Origin of the sequence: Xanthomonas sp. NCPPB 1754, assembly GCF_041475725.2 — a bacterium.
Taxonomy (GTDB): Bacteria; Pseudomonadota; Gammaproteobacteria; order Xanthomonadales; family Xanthomonadaceae; genus Xanthomonas; species Xanthomonas euvesicatoria.
In genome coordinates this window covers 1,509,047-1,529,177 of the sequence record NZ_CM192982.1, presented here as the reverse complement: position 1 = coordinate 1,529,177, position 20,131 = coordinate 1,509,047, and the positions used below count along the sequence as shown (strand labels likewise).

General features: G+C 66.4%; 20 protein-coding genes and 1 other RNA gene. 12 read left to right on the top strand and 9 right to left on the bottom strand.

Going from position 1 to position 20,131, the window contains the following annotated elements; all coding sequences use genetic code 11:
* The first annotated feature begins 133 nt into the window (after window positions 1–133).
* From ACCQ15_RS06750 to pdeM, 12 genes are all read left to right on the top strand, one after another.
* Window positions 134–1,309 carry a thiolase family protein gene (locus ACCQ15_RS06750; protein ID WP_122273136.1) on the top strand — a complete coding sequence of 392 codons (1,176 nt, stop codon included), beginning with the start codon at window positions 134–136 and terminating at the stop codon, window positions 1,307–1,309.
* Window positions 1,310–1,431: 122 nt separating this feature from the next.
* Window positions 1,432–1,764 (top strand): hypothetical protein, encoded by a 333-nt coding sequence (locus tag ACCQ15_RS06745; RefSeq protein WP_040231499.1) that lies wholly within the window; start codon window positions 1,432–1,434, stop codon window positions 1,762–1,764.
* 229 nt (window positions 1,765–1,993) lie between these two features.
* Window positions 1,994–2,320, top strand: coding sequence for an XAC1346 family secretion chaperone (locus ACCQ15_RS06740; RefSeq protein WP_011346837.1), 327 nt, complete (start codon window positions 1,994–1,996; stop codon window positions 2,318–2,320).
* A 107-nt stretch (window positions 2,321–2,427) separates the two neighbouring features.
* Window positions 2,428–4,137, top strand: a complete 1,710-nt coding sequence (locus ACCQ15_RS06735; RefSeq protein WP_014089702.1) for a diguanylate cyclase — start codon at window positions 2,428–2,430, stop codon at window positions 4,135–4,137.
* A 233-nt stretch (window positions 4,138–4,370) separates the two neighbouring features.
* Complete coding sequence (locus ACCQ15_RS06730; RefSeq protein WP_008578206.1) at window positions 4,371–4,928, top strand: bactofilin family protein; 558 nt, start codon at window positions 4,371–4,373, stop codon at window positions 4,926–4,928.
* A complete protein-coding gene (locus ACCQ15_RS06725) occupies window positions 4,925–5,290 on the top strand; it encodes a hypothetical protein (protein ID WP_008578205.1) in 366 nt (121 codons plus the stop codon). The genes ACCQ15_RS06730 and ACCQ15_RS06725 overlap by 4 nt, the downstream gene beginning before the upstream one ends.
* Window positions 5,291–5,351: 61 nt before the next feature.
* Window positions 5,352–5,426: non-coding RNA, sX9 sRNA (locus ACCQ15_RS06720), on the top strand.
* 243 nt (window positions 5,427–5,669) lie between these two features.
* The gene (locus ACCQ15_RS06715) at window positions 5,670–6,692 is read left to right on the top strand and encodes a ligase-associated DNA damage response exonuclease (RefSeq protein ID WP_014089699.1); all 1,023 of its coding nucleotides are present in this window, start codon (window positions 5,670–5,672) and stop codon (window positions 6,690–6,692) included.
* The gene (locus ACCQ15_RS06710) at window positions 6,689–6,922 is read left to right on the top strand and encodes a hypothetical protein (RefSeq protein WP_029818981.1); all 234 of its coding nucleotides are present in this window, start codon (window positions 6,689–6,691) and stop codon (window positions 6,920–6,922) included. The genes ACCQ15_RS06715 and ACCQ15_RS06710 overlap by 4 nt, the downstream gene beginning before the upstream one ends.
* Window positions 6,919–8,523 (top strand): ATP-dependent DNA ligase, encoded by a 1,605-nt coding sequence (locus ACCQ15_RS06705; protein WP_372381358.1) that lies wholly within the window; start codon window positions 6,919–6,921, stop codon window positions 8,521–8,523. Before ACCQ15_RS06710 ends, ACCQ15_RS06705 begins: the two co-directional genes overlap by 4 nt.
* The gene (locus tag ACCQ15_RS06700; RefSeq protein WP_372381357.1) at window positions 8,520–11,021 is read left to right on the top strand and encodes a ligase-associated DNA damage response DEXH box helicase; all 2,502 of its coding nucleotides are present in this window, start codon (window positions 8,520–8,522) and stop codon (window positions 11,019–11,021) included. The genes ACCQ15_RS06705 and ACCQ15_RS06700 overlap by 4 nt, the downstream gene beginning before the upstream one ends.
* Window positions 11,011–11,655, top strand: coding sequence for a ligase-associated DNA damage response endonuclease PdeM (gene pdeM, locus ACCQ15_RS06695; protein WP_071117335.1), 645 nt, complete (start codon window positions 11,011–11,013; stop codon window positions 11,653–11,655). The genes ACCQ15_RS06700 and pdeM overlap by 11 nt, the downstream gene beginning before the upstream one ends.
* A 25-nt stretch (window positions 11,656–11,680) precedes the next feature.
* On the opposite strand, the gene ACCQ15_RS06690 is transcribed toward pdeM, so the two are convergent.
* The 9 genes from ACCQ15_RS06690 to ACCQ15_RS06650 form a co-directional block, all read right to left on the bottom strand.
* The gene (locus tag ACCQ15_RS06690) at window positions 11,681–12,952 is read right to left on the bottom strand and encodes an FAD-dependent oxidoreductase (protein WP_029818977.1); all 1,272 of its coding nucleotides are present in this window, start codon (window positions 12,950–12,952) and stop codon (window positions 11,681–11,683) included.
* Window positions 12,953–13,046: 94 nt separating this feature from the next.
* Complete coding sequence (gene cspE, locus ACCQ15_RS06685; RefSeq protein WP_003488188.1) at window positions 13,047–13,253, bottom strand: transcription antiterminator/RNA stability regulator CspE; 207 nt, start codon at window positions 13,251–13,253, stop codon at window positions 13,047–13,049.
* An 87-nt stretch (window positions 13,254–13,340) separates the two neighbouring features.
* The gene (locus ACCQ15_RS06680) at window positions 13,341–14,093 is read right to left on the bottom strand and encodes an S-methyl-5'-thioinosine phosphorylase (RefSeq protein ID WP_011346828.1); all 753 of its coding nucleotides are present in this window, start codon (window positions 14,091–14,093) and stop codon (window positions 13,341–13,343) included.
* An 87-nt stretch (window positions 14,094–14,180) separates the two neighbouring features.
* The gene (locus ACCQ15_RS06675) at window positions 14,181–14,735 is read right to left on the bottom strand and encodes a hypoxanthine-guanine phosphoribosyltransferase (RefSeq protein WP_218488365.1); all 555 of its coding nucleotides are present in this window, start codon (window positions 14,733–14,735) and stop codon (window positions 14,181–14,183) included.
* Window positions 14,735–15,739, bottom strand: coding sequence for a beta-N-acetylhexosaminidase (nagZ, locus tag ACCQ15_RS06670; protein WP_008574267.1), 1,005 nt, complete (start codon window positions 15,737–15,739; stop codon window positions 14,735–14,737). Before nagZ ends, ACCQ15_RS06675 begins: the two co-directional genes overlap by 1 nt.
* Before the next feature lie 109 nt (window positions 15,740–15,848).
* A complete protein-coding gene (locus tag ACCQ15_RS06665; RefSeq protein WP_372381356.1) occupies window positions 15,849–17,489 on the bottom strand; it encodes a cryptochrome/photolyase family protein in 1,641 nt (546 codons plus the stop codon).
* Between the two features lie 117 nt (window positions 17,490–17,606).
* Window positions 17,607–18,641: an NAD(P)/FAD-dependent oxidoreductase gene (locus ACCQ15_RS06660; RefSeq protein ID WP_372165599.1), complete on the bottom strand. Its 1,035-nt coding sequence runs from the start codon at window positions 18,639–18,641 to the stop codon at window positions 17,607–17,609.
* Window positions 18,642–18,657: 16 nt separating this feature from the next.
* The gene (locus tag ACCQ15_RS06655) at window positions 18,658–19,341 is read right to left on the bottom strand and encodes a DsbA family oxidoreductase (protein ID WP_218489310.1); all 684 of its coding nucleotides are present in this window, start codon (window positions 19,339–19,341) and stop codon (window positions 18,658–18,660) included.
* Window positions 19,342–19,562: 221 nt separating this feature from the next.
* Window positions 19,563–20,060, bottom strand: coding sequence for a CYTH domain-containing protein (locus ACCQ15_RS06650; protein ID WP_031421786.1), 498 nt, complete (start codon window positions 20,058–20,060; stop codon window positions 19,563–19,565).
* Between the last annotated feature and the right edge of the window lie 71 nt (window positions 20,061–20,131).

The following is a 20,131-nucleotide window of genomic DNA, read 5'->3' as shown; positions in this document are numbered from 1 at the left end:
TTCCATGGATGGGGCCCAATCGGGCCCGAATAACGCTTTGCTTACTTTAATCGGAAAGCGTGCGCGTGGGGCGCGTGCTGGCGCGGCGCCGCCATGAGGCAGATAATCGTTTCACTTTAAACGGTATCTGCTCATGTCCGACATCGTCATCGTTGCTGCCAAACGTACTGCCATCGGCTCGTTCCTCGGCCAATTCAACGCGGTGCCGGCACCCACGCTTGCCGCGGCTGCCATCCGGGGGGCGCTCGCGCAATCGGGTATCGCGCCTGCCGATATTTCCGAAGTCATCGTCGGCTGTGTGCTGCCGGCCAATCTCGGCCAGGCACCTGCGCGCCAGGCCGCGATTGCCGCAGGCATTCCTACCTCGACCGGCGCCACCACCATCAACAAGGTGTGCGGCTCGGGCATGAAGGCGATCATGTTGGGACACGACCTGATCAGGGCCGGCTCGGCCAGCATCGTGGTGGCCGGCGGCATGGAGTCGATGAGCAATGCCCCGCATCTGCTGCCCAACTCGCGCACCGGCAACCGCTACGGCAATTTCCAGGCGGTCGATCACATGGCCTGGGACGGCCTGACCAACCCGTATGACGGCCAGGCCATGGGCGTATTCGGCGAAGCCACTGCGGAGAAGCTCGGCTTCAGCCGCGCCGACCAGGATGCGTTCGCGATCGCCTCGGTGGAGCGCGCGCAGGCGGCGCAGCGCAGCGGCGCGTTTGCCGACGAAATCGTGCCGGTGACGGTCGCCACGCGCAAGGGCGAAGTCGTCGTGGACAGCGATGAGCAGCCGGGCAAATCCGACGTGGCCAAGATTCCGACGTTGAAGCCAGCCTTCAAGAAGGACGGCAGCGTGACCGCGGCCAGTTCCTCGAGCATTTCCGATGGCGCGGCAATCACCGTACTGATGAGCGCGGACGACGCGCAACGCCGCGGCGTGACGCCGCTGGCGCGCATCGTCGGCCATGTCACCCACTCGCAGGAGCCGGAATGGTTCACCACCGCACCGGTCGCTGCGATTCAATCGCTGCTCGGCAAGCTCGGCTGGCAATTGGACGATGTGGACCTTTTCGAAATCAACGAAGCCTTCGCCGTCGTGGCGATGGCGCCAATCAAGCAACTTGGCATCGCGCACGGCAAGGTCAATGTGCATGGCGGCGCCTGCGCACTGGGCCATCCGATCGGCGCATCCGGCGCGCGTTTGGTGGTGACATTGGTGAACGCGTTGCGCAGCCGCGGAGGCAAGCGCGGAATCGCAACGCTATGCATCGGCGGCGGCGAAGCGACCGCCATCGCTATCGAATTGATTTAATTATCTTTAACGGCGATTTTGCAAAACTGAATGCGCGTGCGCTTGACACTCGTCTTGTGGCCGTCATCATGTCGGGGGCGCGCAATAGCGCGTTGCCTAATCTAACGACGAGGATTGAAACAATGACCATCAACAAGCTGCTGATCGCAATGGCTCTGGGCCTGGCCCTGACCGCTTGCTCGAAGCCGGAACAGGCTCAGGACGCTGCTGCTTCGGCTAACGAAGCTGCTGCCGACGCTCAGACCGCTGCCGACCAGGCTGCTGCCTCGGGCTCGCAGTCGGCTGACGCCGCTCAGGCTGCTGCCAACACCGCTGCTGCTTCGGCCGACACCGCTGCTCAGGCTGCTTCCGGCGCCGCGACCGACGCTGCTGCTGACCAGGCTGCCGACGCTGCCAAGACGGCTGAAGACACCGCCAAGGCTGCTAAGGACACCGCAGAAGAAGCCAAGAAGTAATCACTTCTTGACTCCAAGCGAGTTCGGAAAAAGCCGCTGGTTTCCAGCGGCTTTTTCTTTGCCTGCGGTGCAAGCCTTGCACGCCGTACCTGCCGGCAAGACCACCGACAACCTGCACGATTGCGTCTGTCTCCCCGGCGGCTGAATGGCCAGCCACGCATTGACGCAGACTGCATCGCCTCCTACATAAGCTCCGGCTTCCAACACCGGAACAGGAACAGGACCACCCATGAAGACGATCCGCATGCTGTCGTTGAGCGCCATCGCCGCCCTCACCCTTGCTGCCTGTCAGGGCCCGGATGCCGAGCAGGCGCGCCGCGATGCCGCTTCTGCCGCCAAGCACGCCGCCGCCGCGACCGAACAGGCCGCCGACCGTGCGGCAGTGGAAGCGAAGGCCGCAACTGCCGATGCACGCGTGGCTGCGCGCGAGTTGGCCGCAGACGCCAGCCGTGCCACCGCCAATGCGGCCGATGCCACTGCCGACAAGACGCGCGAAATGGCCAACAAGGCCGAACAGAACGCCGACAAGCACGACGCCGACCACGCGCAGCACTGAGTCGCTCCCCTCTCACAGCACCCGCAACGCGCCGGCCATGTGCCGGCGCGCTTGTCTCGGCCGACGGGTGGCTCGTGTTGTCGAGGCCGGCAGGCTAGCATTCGCATATGTCCTCTTCTTTTACGTCGCGCCGGCGCAACCAGCTGGCGCTGATTTTTTCTGCGCTGATCTTCGTCGTCATCGGAATCGGCATCTTCGTCGGTGCCCGCCGTTCGCTGGCCGATGCCGCGCTGGTGTCGCACACCCACGAGGTGATCGGGCGGGTCGACGAGATCCAGGCGCGCCTGCTCGATGCCGAGTCGGCGCAGCGCGGCTTCCTGCTCACCGGCAACGACGCCTACCTGCTGGGCTACCAAACCAGTGTCGAACGTCTGCCGATCCTGCTGGACAACCTGCGCCGCCTGATCGTCGACAACCCCGCACAGGAGCAGCACCTGGCGCAGTTGCAACGGCTGGTGGAAACCCGCCTGCGGCAGATTCAGCACGTGCTCGACATTTATACGCAAAGTGGGCTGGAGCCGGCACGTGCCGACATCCGGCAGAGCGCCTTCCGCACCACCAGCGCGATCCGCGAGCTGGCATTGGCGATGGTGCAGCGCGAACAGGAGCTGCTGGCACAACGCGCGCGAAGCAGCGAACAAAGCGCCAACCTGTTGCTGGCACTGGCATTGGCCGGCATTCCGTTCGGGCTGTTGGTGGTGGGCATGGTCTATGCGCTGTTGATGCGCGAACTGCGCCACCGCGCGCAGGCAGAACAGCTGGCGGCGCAGGCCAATCGCGAGTTGGGCGAGAGCATCGAGGCACTGCAGCGCAGTACCGCCGATCTCAACCTGCTCAGCCGTTACACCGGCCTGCTGCAGAGCTGCATCAGTGCCGAAGAAGCGTTGATGGTCAGCAGCCGTACCCTGGCCGGCCTGCTGCCGGGCGTGGCGGGAAGCGTGTACCTGCTGCGCGCCTCGCAGGACCGCGCCGAGGCGATCAGCCACTGGGGCGAGCCGCTGGTGCGCAGCGCGCCGCATCTGTCGCCCGAGCAGTGCTGGGCGCTGCGCCGCGGCCAGCCGCATATCGTCCAAGACCTGGGCCGGGATGCGCTGTGTGCGCATATCGAAGAACCCGCACACGATGCATCCGTCACCACCGCGTGCCTGCCGATGTCGGCGCAAGGCACCCAGCTCGGGTTTCTGTTCCTGTCTGCCGCCGGCCCGGGGCCGATGCCGCGGCTGGAAATCGCCGAGGCGGCCGCCGAACAGTTGTCGTTGGCGCTGAGCAACCTGCGTCTGCGCGAGTCGCTGCGCCGGCAGTCGATCCGCGATGCGCTGACGGGGCTGTATAACCGCCGCTATCTGGAAGAATCGCTGAGCCACGAGTTGGCGCGGTGCGCACGGCGTGGTCTGCCGTTGTCGGTCTTAATGCTGGACGTGGACCATTTCAAGCAGTTCAACGACAGCCAGGGCCATGCCGGCGGCGACCTGTTGCTGGCAGCGGTGGGCGAATTGCTGCTGACCCGCCTGCGCGCCGAGGACGTGGCATGCCGCTACGGCGGTGAGGAATTCACCGTCCTTCTGCCCGAAGCCGATGGCGAAGAAGCCATGCGCGTGGCCGAGCAGATTCGCAGTTACATCGCCGCGCTGGCGGTCAGCGACGGTGCGCGCGCCTTGCCGAAGGTGACGGCCTCGATCGGCGTGGCCAGCTTCCCTGCCGATGGCGAACAGGGTGCGAGCCTGATCCAGAAAGCCGACGCAGCGCTGTATCGGGCCAAGCATGCTGGGCGCAACCGGGTCGAGCGATACGGTGCTGCTACGGACAGTGCGGACTGAAGGTAGCTGACAAGGCCACGGCGGGCAGCCAGGCGCGGCCGCGCCCGAAGCCGGGAGGTAGCACGCGGAGACTGCGGCCCTGGTGCGCCGCGCGCACCCACTTGACGGCTGCTCGCAGCGTTTGCCGACAGCTTCGGCACGCGCGCCGCCCATCCCGGTTTGCGGAGTCCGTCACACAAAAGATCCAGTTGCGCAGCGATAGTCGGCCTCGACCCCTAAAGCGAGGCAGTCCGATGTCGATGTGGCGCGATCAAGGTCCCAACAAGAAAGACGGCGTTCCGGTCACCCCCGAGGTTCCTGCGGCCGATGGCAGGCTCTTCACCGCCGAGGCCAGCCCCACACCGCCGGTGCCCGCCGCCGCAGCGCCCAGCGTCGCGCCGGCAGCTGCGGCCACGCAGCGTCACAGCGAAGCGAAAGAGTCGCTGATCGCTGCCGACATCAGCATCGAAGGCAAGATCGAGGGCGCCGGCCACGTGCGTCTGGCCGGCCGCTTCAAGGGCGATGTCAACGTCAAGGGCGATCTGACCATCGAACGCGGCGCCAAGCTCAATGGCGGCGTGCGCGCCAACAAGGTGATCATCGCCGGCGAGCTGGAGGGCAACATCGAATCTGCCGCGCAGGTCGAACTGCAGACGTCCGGTGTGTTGGTCGGCGACGTCAAGGCTGGCAGCCTCACGGTGGCCTCGGGTGCGCGCATGCGCGGCCAGGCCGATTTCGGCTGGGGCGATGATGGCGGCAAGCCGGTCACTGCCAGCAAGCCGTTGGTCAGCGGAGACAGCGACGCCACATGAGTGCACCTCGCCCGGGCACGCCCGGCGCCACGCGCAGCTGCCCGCACTGCAAGGCGACGATCCTGGAAAGCGCCAGCGTCTGCCCTGCGTGCAAGCACCACCTGCGCTTCGATTCAGCGGCTGCGCAACACGCGCAGCCGGCGCCGATCGTGCCGCTCAAGGTCGACGGCACCATCCGCCACCCGGCCGACGGCGATCCGTGGGAATACACGGTGGTGGTGGTGGTGCGCAACGGGAAGGGCGAGGAGATCCGTCGCCAGGTGGTCGATGTCGGCGCCATGCACGGCGGCGAAGAACGCGGCTTCACCCTGGCGGTGGAAGCGAGCGCGGTGCGTTCGCCCGGGCGGCGTACGCGGCATTAAGAACAGCTAACAAAACGACTGCGCAGCGGCCAGGCGGGCGCGGCCGGTGCTCGGAATCGGCATGTACCACGCGTACACCGCGGCTCCTTCGTAGCGTCCACGCCACCTGACGGCCGCTCGCTACGTTTTGTTGGCCGCTCTGAGGCGTCCACGATCCACGCGGCCGCCAACACTCTAAACGCGCACTGCCGGACGAACGTGGCGGTGAGTTCATTGGTATGTGCCACGTGCACCCGTAGCCTCCTCGCACCGTCCACGCCCGTCCGGCGGCTGCTCGCGAGGGAGTGGCACCTGCCGGTAAGCGCGCGCCGCGCGAAGGCACCGCCGCACGCGGTTCCCATTCTCAGGATCTGCACACCGGCTTGGCCAGAGTTGCCGCATGCGCAACGGCAACGATGAGACATCTCACACACGCGGCGATCTGGTGGTGCTCGGGCCGGAGGGCCTGTATTGCCCGCAAGGCGATTTCCATATCGACCCGTGGCGGCCGGTGCCGCGCGCGGTGATTACGCATGGTCACGGCGACCACGCCCGCAGCGGCATGGGCGAATACCACTGCACGCGCGAGAGTCTGTCCATCCTGCAATGGCGCCTGGGCGAACAGGTCTATCACACGCATGCGGACGGTGAAGCGTTTCAGTTGGGGCGTGCGCGCGTGTCGCTGCATCCGGCCGGACACGTGCTGGGATCGGCGCAGGTGCGCATCGAAGTGGATGGCGAGGTCTGGGTCGCCTCCGGCGACTACAAGCGCCAACCCGACCCCACCTGCAAGCCGTTCGAAGTGGTGCCATGCGACACCTTCATCACCGAAGCGACCTTCGGCCTGCCGGTGTACCGCTGGCCCGACACCTCCCAGGTTGCGGCCGATATTTCTGCCTGGCGCCGCGAATGCGCCGAACGCGGCGAAGCGGCCATCCTGTACTGCTATGCGCTGGGCAAGGCGCAGCGCGTATTGGCCGAATTGCGCGCGTGGGAGACGCAGCCGGCATTGCTGCATGGCGCGGTCGCGGTGGGTGTGGAGGTCTATCGCCAGGCGGGCATCCCGATGCTGGATACCCAGCCGGTCAGCGAGCATGCGCGCGGCGCCGACTATGCCGGGCAATTGGTCATCGCGCCGCCATCGGCGGCCGGCAGCGCCTGGATCCGCCGTTTTCGCAGCGCACAGCAGGGTTTTGCCTCGGGCTGGATGCGCATCCGCGGCAATCGCCGCAGGCGCAATTACGATCGGGGCTTTGTGGTCTCCGACCATGCCGACTGGCCCGACCTGCTGCGCACCATCGAAGAAACCGGCGCACAGCGCGTCATTGCCACCCATGGCAATACCGATGCATTGATCCAACACTTGCGGGAACGGGGCGTCGCAGCAGAAGCCTTCCGCACCGATTTTGGAGCCGAGGAATGAACCCGCTGCCCGCACGTCGTTATGTTCGCGCGCGTCCGCGCATTCGCTTGAGCGGCGCGCTCGCGTTCCGCCGTCATGCCTTGGCGTTTTGCGTGCATCGCAACGCGCCAGCGGCCACCATCGGCCCACCGCGACCGCTGCGGCGCCCACGCGTGCTTGCCGCGTTTACCCGACGCGCACTGGAGCTGCGTGCTGCCGACAGGCGCGCAGCGACACAGGCGCTGCCGTGAAGCGTTTCGCGGCGTTGTACCGCACCCTGGACCGCAGCACCGGCACGCTCGACAAGCGCGCTGCGCTGGTCGCGTATTTCCGCGATGCGCCCGCGCTGGACGCGGCATGGGCGCTGTATCTGCTGGCCGGTGGCAAGGTAGCCAGCGCGCGCATGCGCATTGCCAGCAGCGGCGAACTGCGCGAATGGATCACCGACACCGCCGGCGTTGCCGATTGGCTGGTCGCCGACAGCTACGACCATGTCGGCGATCTGGCCGAAACCCTGGCCTTGCTGCTGGACGACCCGGTCGCCGAGGCGGCCGATCTGCCATTGGCAGAATGGATCGAACAGCGGCTGCTGCCGATCGCCAACCAGGACGTGCAAGTCCGCAAGGCCTGCATCGTGCAGGCGTGGCGCAGCCTGGCCTTCGACGAGCGGCTGGTGTTCAACAAGCTGCTGACCGGCGCATTGCGGGTTGGGGTGTCGCAACGGCTCGTGCAGCAGGCGCTGGCCGAATTGTCGGGGGTGGATATCGCGCGCATTGCGCAGCGCATGCTCGGCAGTTGGCGGCCGCATCCCACCTATCTTGCAGACCTGTTGACCAGCGAAGAACTGCCCGGCGACCGCCAGCAGCCCTATCCGTTCTTTCTGGCATCGCCGCTGGAAGCGGAGGTCGACACGCTGGGCGCCATCGACGACTGGCTGCTGGAATGGAAATGGGACGGCATCCGCCTGCAGCTGATTCGCCGCGCCGGCGAAGCGGCGCTGTGGTCGCGCGGCGAAGAGCGTCTGGATGGACGTTTCCCCGAAATCGAACACGCCGCACTGCAATTGCCGGACGGCACCGTCATCGATGGCGAGCTGCTGGCCTGGCAACCCGAACAGCCCCTGCCAATGCCGTTTACCGCGTTGCAGACGCGCATCCAACGGCTCAAGCCCGGGCCCAAGACCTTGGCCGCCGCACCTGCGCGCGTGGTGGCCTACGACCTGCTGGAACTGGCGGGCGAAGACCTGCGCGAGCGCCCGTTGCAGGAGCGGCGCGCACTGCTGGAAGGCGTGCTCGCCACGCTGGCAGATCCGCGCATCGTTGCCTCGCCGCTGGTGCAGGTCAGCGATTGGCAGGCCGCAGCGCAGGTGCGCGTGGAAGCGCGCGAACGCGGCGTGGAAGGGCTGATGCTCAAGCGCGCCAGTTCGGTGTATCAATCCGGTCGCCGTCGCGGCGATTGGTGGAAATGGAAGATCGACCCACTGACCATCGACGCGGTGCTGCTGTACGCGCAGGCCGGCCACGGCAGACGCAGCACGCTCTACACCGACTACACCTTCGGGCTATGGCACGAGGGCCAACTGGTGCCGATCGCCAAGGCCTATTCGGGCCTGGACGACAAGGAAATTCTTCAACTGGATCGCTGGATCCGTGCCAACACCACCGAGCGCTTCGGCCCGGTGCGCGCGGTCACCGCCCATCATGTGTTCGAGCTGGGATTTGAAGCGGTGAACCGCAGCGCGCGGCACAAGTCCGGCATCGCGGTGCGCTTCCCGCGCATCCTGCGCTGGCGTCACGACAAGCCGATGGCCGAAGCCGATCATCTGAGCACCCTGCAGGCACTGGCGCGGTGAGCGTCACGCAGCACACGTATGGCACGCCACTGCAACAGTGGCGTGCCTGGTTCGCGCAGCGCGGCTGGGCGCCACTGCCGTTTCAACGCGATGTGTGGAAGCGCTATCTCGACGGCGAATCGGGCCTGCTGCATACGCCCACCGGCAGCGGCAAGACGCTGGCGGCATTTGGCGGGCCGTTACTGGAGGCATTGGCCGCGCGTGGGCGCAAATCCCCGCGCAAACCGGGCAAACCCACCTCCCCTGCGCGCCGCCAGCCGCAACGCAATCTGCAAGTGTTGTGGATCACGCCGCTGCGTGCACTGGCCGCCGACACCGCACGCGCGCTGCGCGAGCCGGTGGACGCATTGGGGCTGGATTGGCAGGTGGGCCTGCGTACCGGCGATGCCAGCGCGCGCGACAAGCGGCTGGCACGCAGCGGCAAGCTCGACGTGCTGGTCACCACGCCCGAATCGCTGGCCTTGCTATTGTCGTATCCGGATACCGCGCCGCAGCTGTCGGCATTGCGCTGTGTGATCGTCGACGAATGGCACGAGCTGCTGGGCAACAAGCGCGGCGTGTTGCTGCAATTGTGTCTTGCGCGCTTGCGCGGATGGACGCCGCACCTGCGCATCTGGGGGCTGTCGGCGACGCTGGGGAACTTATCGCAGGCACGCGATGTGCTGTTGCCGCATCGCCCCGAGGCGGCGCTGGTCTCCGGCGTCAAACCGCGCACGATGACGCTTGAAACCTTGCTGCCGGACAGTGGCGAGCGCTTTCCCTGGGCAGGCCACCTTGGTCTGGCGCAACTGGCGCGCGTGCTGCAAAAGATCATGCAACAGCGCACCAGCCTGGTGTTTACCAATACGCGCGCGCAGGCCGAGTTGTGGCATCAGGCTTTGAGCGCGGTGTGGCCGGAGGAGTTGGCCACGCTGGCGCTGCATCACGGCTCGCTGGATCCATCGCTACGCGCGGCCGCCGAACGCGGGCTGGCCGACGGCAGCCTGCGCTGCGTGGTCGCCACCTCCAGCCTGGATCTGGGCGTCGACTTCCCGGCCGTGGATCAGGTGCTGCAGGTCGGCAGCCCGAAAGGCATCGCGCGCCTGCTGCAACGCGCCGGGCGCGCACGCCATCGTCCCGGCGAATCCGGGCACGTGGTGTGCGTGCCTTCGCATGCGCTGGAATTGGTCGAATACGCCGCGGCACGTCGCGCGCTGGTGCACGGCCATATCGAAGCGCGTCTACCGCCACGGTTGTCGCTGGACGTACTGGCGCAGCACTGCGTCACCCTCGCCCTCGGCGGCGGCTTCCACGCCGATGCGTTGTTCGAGGAAGTGCGCGGTACCGATGCCTTCGCCGCGCTGGAGAAAACCACCTGGAACGCGGTGCTGGATTTCATCGTGCAAGGCGGCAGCGCGCTGGCGCATTACCCGGACTTCCACAAGGTGGTGCGCGACGACGAGGGTCTGTACCGCGTGATCGACCGACGCGTCGCGCTGCGGCACCGGCTGTCCATCGGCACGATCACCAGCGACGGCAGCGTGCGCGTGCAGTTCCTGCGCGGCGGGCGGCTGGGCGCGGTGGAAGAACAATTCATCGGCCGCCTGCGCCGCGGCGACCGCTTCCAGTTCGCCGGCCGCCTGCTGGAACTGGTGCGCCTGGAAGACATGACCGCCTACGTGCGCGTGGCCAAGGGCGGCAGTGGCGTGGTGCCGAAATGGATGGGCGGGCGCATGCCGTTGTCGTCGGCGCTGGGCCGCGAGGTGGAAGCGGTGTTCGCCGACCCTGGCGATGCGCCGGAGATGCAGGCACTGGCGCCGTTGCTGCACCTGCAGGCGTCGCTTTCTTCGCTGCCTGGGCCGGACCATCTGCTGGTGGAAAGCGTCAAGGCGCGCGACGGCCGCCACGTCTTCGTCTACCCCTTCGCCGGCAGGCAGGTCAACGAAGGCCTGGCCGCGTTGCTCGCGGCACGCTGGGGCCGGCGCCAACGCAATACCTTCAGCTTCGCTGCCAACGACTATGGATTTGTGCTGTCGCCGGCGCAGGATGTCGACATCGACGCCGATGTACTGCAAGCCCTGCTCTCGCCGGTGGGCCTGTTCGACGATCTGCGCGACAGCCTCAATCTGGGCGAGTTGGCGCGCCGGCAATTTCGCGAGATCGCGCGCGTGGCGGGATTGTTGTCGCCCTCGTTGCCTGGGCGTGCGCCGCGCAGCCTGCGTCAGCTGCAGGCCTCCAGCGGCTTGCTGTACGACGTGTTGCAGCGCTTCGACCCCGATCATTTGCTGCTTGCGCAAGCCGAACGCGAAGTGTTCGAAGGCCAGCTCGAACTGGCGCGGCTTGCACATGCGCTGGAAGACTGCGCGCGCCGCGCGTTGCGCCTGTGCAAACCGCGCAGCCTCACACCATTATCGTTTCCGCTGTGGGCAGAACGCGTGCGTGGGCAACTGAGTACCGAAGACTGGAAGGCCCGCGTCTTGCGCGCTGCCCAACAACTGGAGCGCAAGCATGGGCGATAGCGTGCAGCTGCAGCTGGCCGGCGAAACCGTGGAATTGCTCGGCGAACGCGCGTTGTATCGGCCGGCACAACGTGCGCTGTTGATCGCCGATCTGCATCTGGGCAAGGCCGATGTGTTCCGACGTGCCGGCATCGGCTTGCCGGCCGGCGGCACCGCGCACGATCTGGAACGGCTGGATGCGTTGCTCGATCAACGCGATGTCCAGGCGCTATGGATTTTGGGCGACCTTTTGCACGGCCCTGCCCCACGCGCGGCCTGGCACCGACGCTGGAGCGCATGGCGCGAACGGCATTGCGCGTTACGCGTGATCGCCATTCGCGGCAATCACGACCGCGCCCTGGCCGGTGCGGAGTTGCACGTCGAAGCGGCCGGCGAACAGGTCGAAGATGGCCCGTTCGTGCTGCGCCACGACCCGTTGCCGCATCCCAGCGGCCACGTGCTGTGCGGGCATCTGCATCCATTGGCCAAGCTACCGGGGCTGTCACGGCGCTGGCCGGCGTTCTGGTTGCGCGAGCGCGTCACCATCCTGCCGGCGTTCTCGCAGTTCACCGCAGGCATCGTGCCGACGCTGGCCGAAGGCGAGCGCCTGGTTGCCTGCGTGGAAGGCGATGCGCTGGCACTGCCGGTGCGTTAGCCAATGACGCACGCACCGGCCGAAGCTACGACTGCGCAGCTGCTTCGGCGTTAGCGTCGGCCAGCCGCGCGACTGGTCGCGCCAAAGCCTCGACGAATTCCGGCGCCAGCGCCAGCTTGCCGAACCAGCCATGCTGGGTGCCGCTGAGCACGCGCAGCATGTGCCCGCGCCCGCCCGGCACGCGCCCCATCGGGCGTAGCAGCAGGTCGCGGCCATGTGCCCACAGATCGCGTTCGGACTGGAACAGCGGCGTCAGCCAGCGGCTCCAGCGGTGATAGATCGCCACGTGCGCCTGGCGTTCGCGCTGGTAGCGCTGCAAGGCAGCGTCCAGATCGGCGCTGGCGCGCAAGGCATCGCGCATCGCCAACGCATCCAGCAGCGCCATGTTCACGCCCTGCCCCAACTGCGGGCTCATCGCATGCGCGGCATCGCCTGCAAGCACGAAACGGCCGCGATGCCAGCGCGACACCACCGCATCGCGATAGCTCGCGCGCGCCAGAGCACCATGCACCTGCACCGTGGCAAGCCGCGCATGCGCCTCTGGCCACATCTGCGCCACCTCATCGCGCCAGGCGGCAATGCCGCGCTGTTCCCACGCAACGAAATCGCTGCACGGCAGGCTCCAGAAAAAACTCAGCCGCGGCGTGTCGTCGCCCGGGCGCGTGCCCACCGGCAACAGGCCGATCATCTTGCGTGCGCCGATATAGCGCTGGCGCAATTCGTCTACAAACGGCCAGTCTTCGCGCGGCAACAGGCACCACAGCGCCCCCCATGGATACACCCGATCCAGCTGCGTTCCCTGTGCCTGCGCACGCAACGTGGAAGCCGAGCCATCGGCGGCGATAATCAGATCGAAGGGGCCATGCCACTGCCCACGTTGATCCTGCACGCGCACGCCCGCGTGATCGATCGCGGTGATCTGCGTATCCACATGCAGTTGCGCGTGCTGCGGCCAGGCCTCGCGCAGCAGCGTAAACAACGCGCCGCGCTGCATGCCCACACCCATCAGGCGCGTATCCAGATCGCGGTACTGCATGTCCATCACCGCGCGCCCGCACGGCGTGTCGCCATACAAGCGGCGCACCGGCGCGCCATGCGCGAGCGCCTGCGGCAGCAAGCCCATGTTCCAGAGCACCTGCAACCCGCTGGGTTGCAGCAGAAAACCGGCGCCCACCGGCCCGGGTGCAGCTGCGCGCTCGAATACCTCCAGCTGATGCCCATCGGCGCCCAGCAGCACGGCCAATGCCTGCCCCGCGGTTCCGTAGCCCACCACTGCAATACGTAATGCTCGTTGCATCGTCCCTGCTCTGTTTGGCTATTGCTGCCCGCGCACAACCGGCGCAAAAAAACCCCGCCGTGGCGGGGTTTTTCAACCGCACAATCGAGTCAGATTACTCGACCGGCGTGATGTTCGAAGCCTGGGCACCCTTGGGGCCCTGGGTCACGTCATAACTGACGCGCTGGCCTTCCTGCAGGCTGCGGAAGCCCTTGGAATTGATCGCGGAGAAGTGCGCGAAGACATCGGCGCTGCCGTCCTCCGGTGAGATGAAGCCAAATCCCTTGGCGTCGTTGAACCACTTGACGGTACCGTTCGGCATGGTGATGCGAGACCTTTGCAATAATTAATGGGTGGTGTACGGCGGTGCGTACGCGCCGAGTATGCAAAGCTTATGCCCCGATGACAATCACCCGCGTGCAAGTTCGCCAATCAGCTCGGGCAGCCCGGACGACGCCGCATCGACGTTGGCCAAGACTTCGGCCATGGTGATTTCCAGCGCGTCGCCACAGCCGGCCGCCCAGTTGGCCACGATCGCCAAACACGCATATTCCAGGCCTTTTTCGCGCGCCAGGCCCGCTTCGGGCATGCCGGTCATGCCCACCAGATCGCAGCCGTCGCGACGCATGCGTGCGATCTCTGCAACCGTTTCCAGTCGTGGTCCCTGCGTTGCGCCGTAGCAGCCGCCGGCCACCAGCGTGACGCCGGTCACCTTGGCTGCCGCAATGACCTTGCTGCGAAACATCGGCGAATACGGATGGCCGAAATCCACATGCTGTACCTCGCTGCCGGGCTCTTCGCAGAAGGTGGACACGCGGCCCCAGGTGTAATCGATCAACTGATCCGGGCACGCCAACACGCGCGGGCCAAACTGTTCGGTGATACCCCCCACGGTGTTGAGCGCCAGCACGCGCGAGGCGCCGATTTGCTGCAATGCAGCGATGTTTGCGCGGTAATTGACCTTGTGCGGCGGCAGCGAGTGGCCTTCGCCATGGCGTGCCAGGAAGGCGACGCGATGGCCGAGCAGCATGCCGACGCGGATCGGCCCGGACGGCGCGCCATAGGGCGTTTCGACGTCGTGCGACTGCACATCGTCCAGCTGCGCGAGCTTGTAGACACCAGTGCCGCCGATGACGGCCAATGCGATGGAATTTGCGGACACAACCGACCTCTGCAGCGAAAGACATGATGGGGCGCGCAGGCGTGCGCGCCGATCTGCCCGCAACGATGCGGGCATGGATTTGCAGCGTTACTGCTTCATCGCATAGATGGCAGGAATGCCGCGCAACTGCTCGTTGACGTCCATGCCGAAGCCGAACACGTAACGGTCGGGCACTTCCACGCCCACGTAGTCGGCAGTCACGCCCGGCACGCACCGGTCGTGCCGCTTGACGGTCAACACCGCCACGCGCACGTCGGTGGCGCCCTGCTCCAGGCACCACTGGCGCACGCCCTGCAGCGTGTAACCCTCGTCGAGAATGTCGTCGACCAGGATCACGCGGCGGCCGAACAATGCGGTGGCCGGGCGGTGCTTCCACACCAGTTCGCCGCCGGTGGTTTCGCCGCGGTAACGGGTGGCATGCAGGTAATCGAACTGCAGGTCCTGGCCACGTGCGCCCAGCTCCAGCGCCAGCTGGCCGGAGAACGGCAGCGCACCGTGCATGATGGTGAGATACACCGGCACTTCGCCGGCATAGTCGCGTGCGATCGCATCGGCGATGGTGGCAACGGCGGCATCGACGGCCGGACGGTCGACCAGCAGATCGGCTTGGGCCAGGGCCTGGGAAATGGTGAGCGTGGACATCAGGCAGTTGTTCCGAAATGGGCAGAAGGAGGAGTGGTAAATGAGGCGTCGGTGCCGGCGAGCAGGCCATCCCAGCCTAGTGCGCCGCGGCCGATCAGGCCGATCAATGCAGCGGTATTGAGGCTGCGGCCCTGCACGGCCTGCAGCGATTCGGCGACCAGCTCCGGATGGCACACCAGCACCACGTCGCAGCCGGCATCCAGATGCGCATGCACCCGGCCCGCCACACCGCCGGCACTGAACGAGGCAGCCATGCCGATGTCGTCGGAAAAGACCACGCCGCGGAAGCCCATCTGGCCGCGCAGGATCTGCTCGATCCAGCGCTGCGAATAGCCGGCCGGCTCCGGCGCGACCTGCGGGTAGACCACGTGCGCCATCATCACGGCGTCGGCGCCGGCCTCGATCCCCGCCACGAACGGCACCAGGTCTTCGGCCTGCAGCACCTCCAGCGGCCGCGGGTCGCTGGCGTGGTCGACATGGGTGTCTTCCAGCACGGTGCCGTGGCCGGGAAAATGCTTGAGCGTGGCGGCCATGCCGGCGCCGTGCAGCGCCTGCACATAAGCACGCGTGAAGGTGGCCACGATCTGCGGGTCGTCGCTGAAGGCGCGATCGCCGATGGCGCGGTTGCCGCGCCCCAGGTCCACCACCGGGGCAAAGCTCAGGTCCACGCCGCTGGCGCGGACCTCGCTGGCCATCAACTGCGCATGCGCGCGCGCGGCGGCCAGTGCAGACTCCGGGTCATGCGCGTACTGCGCACCGAAGCTTTGCAGCGGCGCCAGCGCGCTGAATCCTTCGCGAAACCGCTGCACGCGCCCGCCTTCCTGGTCCACGCAGACCAGCACCGGGCGTGGCGCGGCGGCGCGAATGGCAGCCGACAGCTCGGCCACCTGGGTGCGCGAGGCGAAGTTGCGCTTGAACAGCACCACGCCGGCAACCGCATCGTGCTGCAGCCAATCGCGTTCCTGTGCGCTGAGTTCGGTACCGGCAACGCCGATCAGAAGCATGTTGGGGGGACTCCCGGGCCAGGCGCCACGGTGGCGCAGCGCGGCATTGTCGCAGATGCGCGTGGCAGCGTCAGATCGCGCATTCAGCTGCGCGACCCTGCGGGCAGGCTTACAGCACCTCGAGGTGGGCGCGCCAATGCGCGGCCTGGGCCTGCACCTGTGCCAGCACTTCGGGGGCCATACCGTCGAGCTGGCGGTACGGCAGCGCCAGGCGTTCGTTGACGCCCAACAGCGGGCGCTGGCGCTGCAGAAAGTCCCAGTACAACGCATTGTACGGGCAGGCGTTCGGCCCGACCCGCAACTTGCGCTGATACCGGCAGCCACCGCAGTAATCGCTCATGCGATCGATATAGGCCGCACCGCTGATATACGGCTTGCTACCGAGCAGGCCGCCATCGGCGAACTGGCTCATGCCCACCGTATTGGGCAGCTCCACCCACTCGAAGGCGTCGATATACACGCCCAGGTACCAGCGATGCAGCGCCTGCGGGTCCAGCCCCGCCAGCAGCGCGAAATTACCGATCACCATCAGCCGCTGGATGTGATGCGCATGCGCATTGGCCAACGAATTGCCGATCGCATCTGCCAGGCAGCGCATGCCGATCTGCCCGTCCCAGAACCAGTGTGGCAGCGCTGCATGCTGATCGAGATGATTCGATTCCGCGTAGCCGGGCATCTGCGACCAATACACACCGCGCACGTACTCGCGCCAGCCCAGAATCTGCCGAATGAAGCCTTCCACCGCCGCCAACGGCGCATGCCCTTGCCGCCATGCAACTTCGGCGCGCGCGATCACTTCGCGCGGGTGCAGCATCTTGACGTTGAGCGCGAATGAAAGCAGCGAATGGAACAGGCGCGGGCTACGCGTGCTCATCGCATCTTCGTAGCGGCCGAAATTGGGCAATGCATGCGCGATGAAAGCGTCCAGATGCTGCAAGGCTTCGTCGCGATCCAGCGGCCATGGCAGTGCGTGCGCATTCGGTGCGCCAAAACTGCGCACCCCGGCGGCTTCGATCGTGCGCCACAGCGCGCTGTGGTCGTGGGTCGTGCGCCAATCCTGTGGGGCAGGCGGGTCGCCCGGCCACGGCGCACGGTTGTCGCGATCGAAGTTCCAGCGCCCACCTTCCGGCTCGCCCGCGGCATCGAGCAGGATGCGATGCTGGCGCCGCATGCGCCGATAAAACACTTCCATGCGCCACGGGCTGCCGGCGCGAAAACAGCCGGCGACTTCACTGCGTGCGGTCAAAAAATGTTCGCTGCCGACCATGCGCGTGGCAAAGGGCTGCGCGGCGCTCCAGTGCTGTAGTGCTTCGTCCAGCCGCCATTCGTCCGGGGCCTGGTATTCCAGATGGCCGGCGCGGTAATGCGCCATCAACGCCTCGAGGTTGTGCGGGATCGACTGCCGGTTGCTGGCATTGTCGATGGTCACATAGCGCACCCGATGCCCGGCACGCCGCAGGCCCGCAGCGAACGCGCGCATGGCCGCGAAGATCGCCAGGACCTTCTGCGCGTGATGCAGCACGTAGTCGGTTTCCTGCCGCACTTCCATCAATACATAGACCACGCCTGCATCGCGCGTCGCGAACCAGCTGTGTTGCGGATCGAGCTGGTCGCCCAGAACCAAACGCAGCGTATGGGCCGGCGTTTGTGGGGTGGTTTGCGCGACAAGTGCGCTGGAATCATGCATCAAAGTGACGCCCGATGATGCGGGGCGCATGGGCGCGTCCGTGCCGACGCGGCGCGTGGGCATGTCTTGGACCCGAAAAAAACACTCGAATCACCGGCAACGCATGCACCAACGACTGCCATGACCGCGGTATGGACTTGCATCGCACTGCCCTTTAGTTCTGCGCTGCCTGGCACAGCGTCAGTGGCCAGCGCTGTACAGCACATCGCCGGCAGACACGCGCCGGGCCAACGCCATTGCGCTCTGCCATGCGCCCTCCACCTTGCCGCCGGCCAGCCAGTCGCCGCACATGCCCAAGCCCAGCTGCGCATCCCAGACGCAGCCAAGCTGCAATGCCGGGTCGCTGCTGGCAACCTTCCAAAAAAAAGCATCGCAGGACTGCGGCACTGGCAACCCGAGCGCTGCAAGCTCCGGCACCAGGCTGGCGCTGACGTGCCCAGGCATGGCATCGCACTGCGCCTGGCTCCACTCGGCCGTTGCATGCGCCAGCCAGGTCTCCGCACCCGCACGCGCGGGCTTGCTGGAGTTGCGCGCCACCCAGCGTAACGCGCCGGCATTGACGAACAGCGCATCGTAGCCCGGATCGATGGGCGCATCGAAGTGCGCCATCACCGCCCACGCAGGCTGCATGCGCACCTGCTCGGCAATCGTCGCCAACGCAGGCGCAGCCTGCGCGAGTAACCCAGCCGCACTCGGCGCCGGGACGGCCAGCAACACCGTATCGAACAGATGCTCTGCAGCGGCTTGCGACACCGACAGGCGCCATCCCTGCCGGCTGCGCCGCAGCGCGCGCACCTCGGCACTCAGACGCGTATCCAGCTGCGCGGCAAGCGTACGCGCGGGCGCGGTCATCTCGGGCACACCCACATAGCGCATCAGCGCGCTCTGGGATCGGCGCAACTGCGTGCCGTCCCAGCTTGCGATGCGCGCCTGCCAGGGCGCGGCAATACCGGCATCGATCCAGGCATCCACGACCGCTGCAAATGCAGGATCGCGCGCAGTGAAATACTGCGCTCCGTGATCGCATTGCCACTGCTCGGCGCTGTAGTGGCGCATGCGGCCGCCCGGGTTCTGCGCCTGATCGAACACCGTCACTGCATGGCCTTCCATCTGCAGTTGCTGCGCGCAGGCCAACCCGGCCAGCCCGGCGCCGATCACGGCGATCGTCTGTGCGCGGTCGGGCAGTGTCATGCCATCGCGCACGTGCCGGGGCATGCGGCAGGCATGCGGGTCACACCGCGCAGCCGTCAGGCCCGCAGGCATCGGGCCCGCCGACTGGCGTCGATTCGGCCGCCAATTGCAGCAGCGCCTGCGCAAAACTTTCCGGCGGTTGCGCGCCCTGGATCAGCGCACGGCCGTCGATCACGAAACTGGGCACTGCACGGATGCCCAACGCGGCGGCCTGCGCTAGCTGCGCTTGCACCTCGACGGTGCCTTCGCCCGATTCCAGCATCGCCTGCACACGCGCCGCCGTAAGGCCACCGGCCTCACCGGCACGCACCAGCGTGTCGGGCGCGCCCACGTTTTGGCCTTCGGCAAAATGCGCATGGAACAGCGCTTCCATGACCGCATCCACATCGCCCTCGTGGCTGGCCAGCCAGATCAAACGATGCGCACGCAGCGTGCTGACCTGCACCTGCCCACGGCCGAAATCCAGCGGCAAGCCTTCCGCCTGCGCGGTGGCCTGGGTCTGCGCCAGGATCTGTTCGACGCGTGCCGTACCGCCGAACTTCGACGCCAGGGCCGCGCGCAATGGCGTGGGCTCCAGGCCGGCATCCGGATCAAGCTGGAACGCGTGGTAATGAATGTCCAAGGCTGGCGCCTGCGGGCCAAGTGCCGCAAGGGCGGCCTGGAAACGGCGTTTGCCGATCCAGCACCAGGGGCACACTACGTCGGACCAGATGTCGATGCGCATGAGCTGGGATTCGTTTGTGGGATTGGGATTGGCAGAGCATAGACGGGATTCTGCAATCGCAAAGCGTTTGCCAATGCCGAAACCGGGGAGCGATGATCAAGCGTTGCAAGGCGGCCTGGCGCCGCGCACTCATCTGTTCTACGCATCAGCGATCCACCTCACGCATCAGGCCTCCAAGGCACCGGGCTGCGTGTCCGCCTTTGCGAGTCCCAGATCCCGCATCACAAATCCTCTTTCCACTGCTTGAATGGATGCGAGGCCAGGGCCAGGTTGTAATAGCGCACGTCGTCGGTGACTTCGGCCCCAATCCATTCCGGCGTGGCGAATGCTTCGTCGGAGCGTTCGAGTTCGATCTCGGCCACGATCAGGCCGGCGTTGTCGCCGATGAATTCGTCCACTTCCCACACATGTCCCTGGTAGGCGACCAGATGCCGGCGTTTGTCGATCAGGCCGCCTACGCACAGCGCCAGCAATGCGCGTGCATCAGCCAGTGGAATCGGATATTCAAACTCCTGCCGCGTATGCCCTACCTCGCGCGATTTCAGATTGAGAAATGCGCTTTCGCCCTGAATCCGTACCCGTACCGAGGCATTTTGCGTGCCACTGCGCAGCGCCGCCTGGTCGTTGATATAGCCCTGCACCATCGGAATCACCGCATGCGCGGCGTCGCGCCAGCCATCGCCGGTAACCAGGAATTTGCGTTCTATCTCTACAGGCATGGGAATCGGGAATCGAGAGTCGGGAATGGCAAAAGCATAAGCCGTTCGCCGTTACGATTCCCGATTGCCTC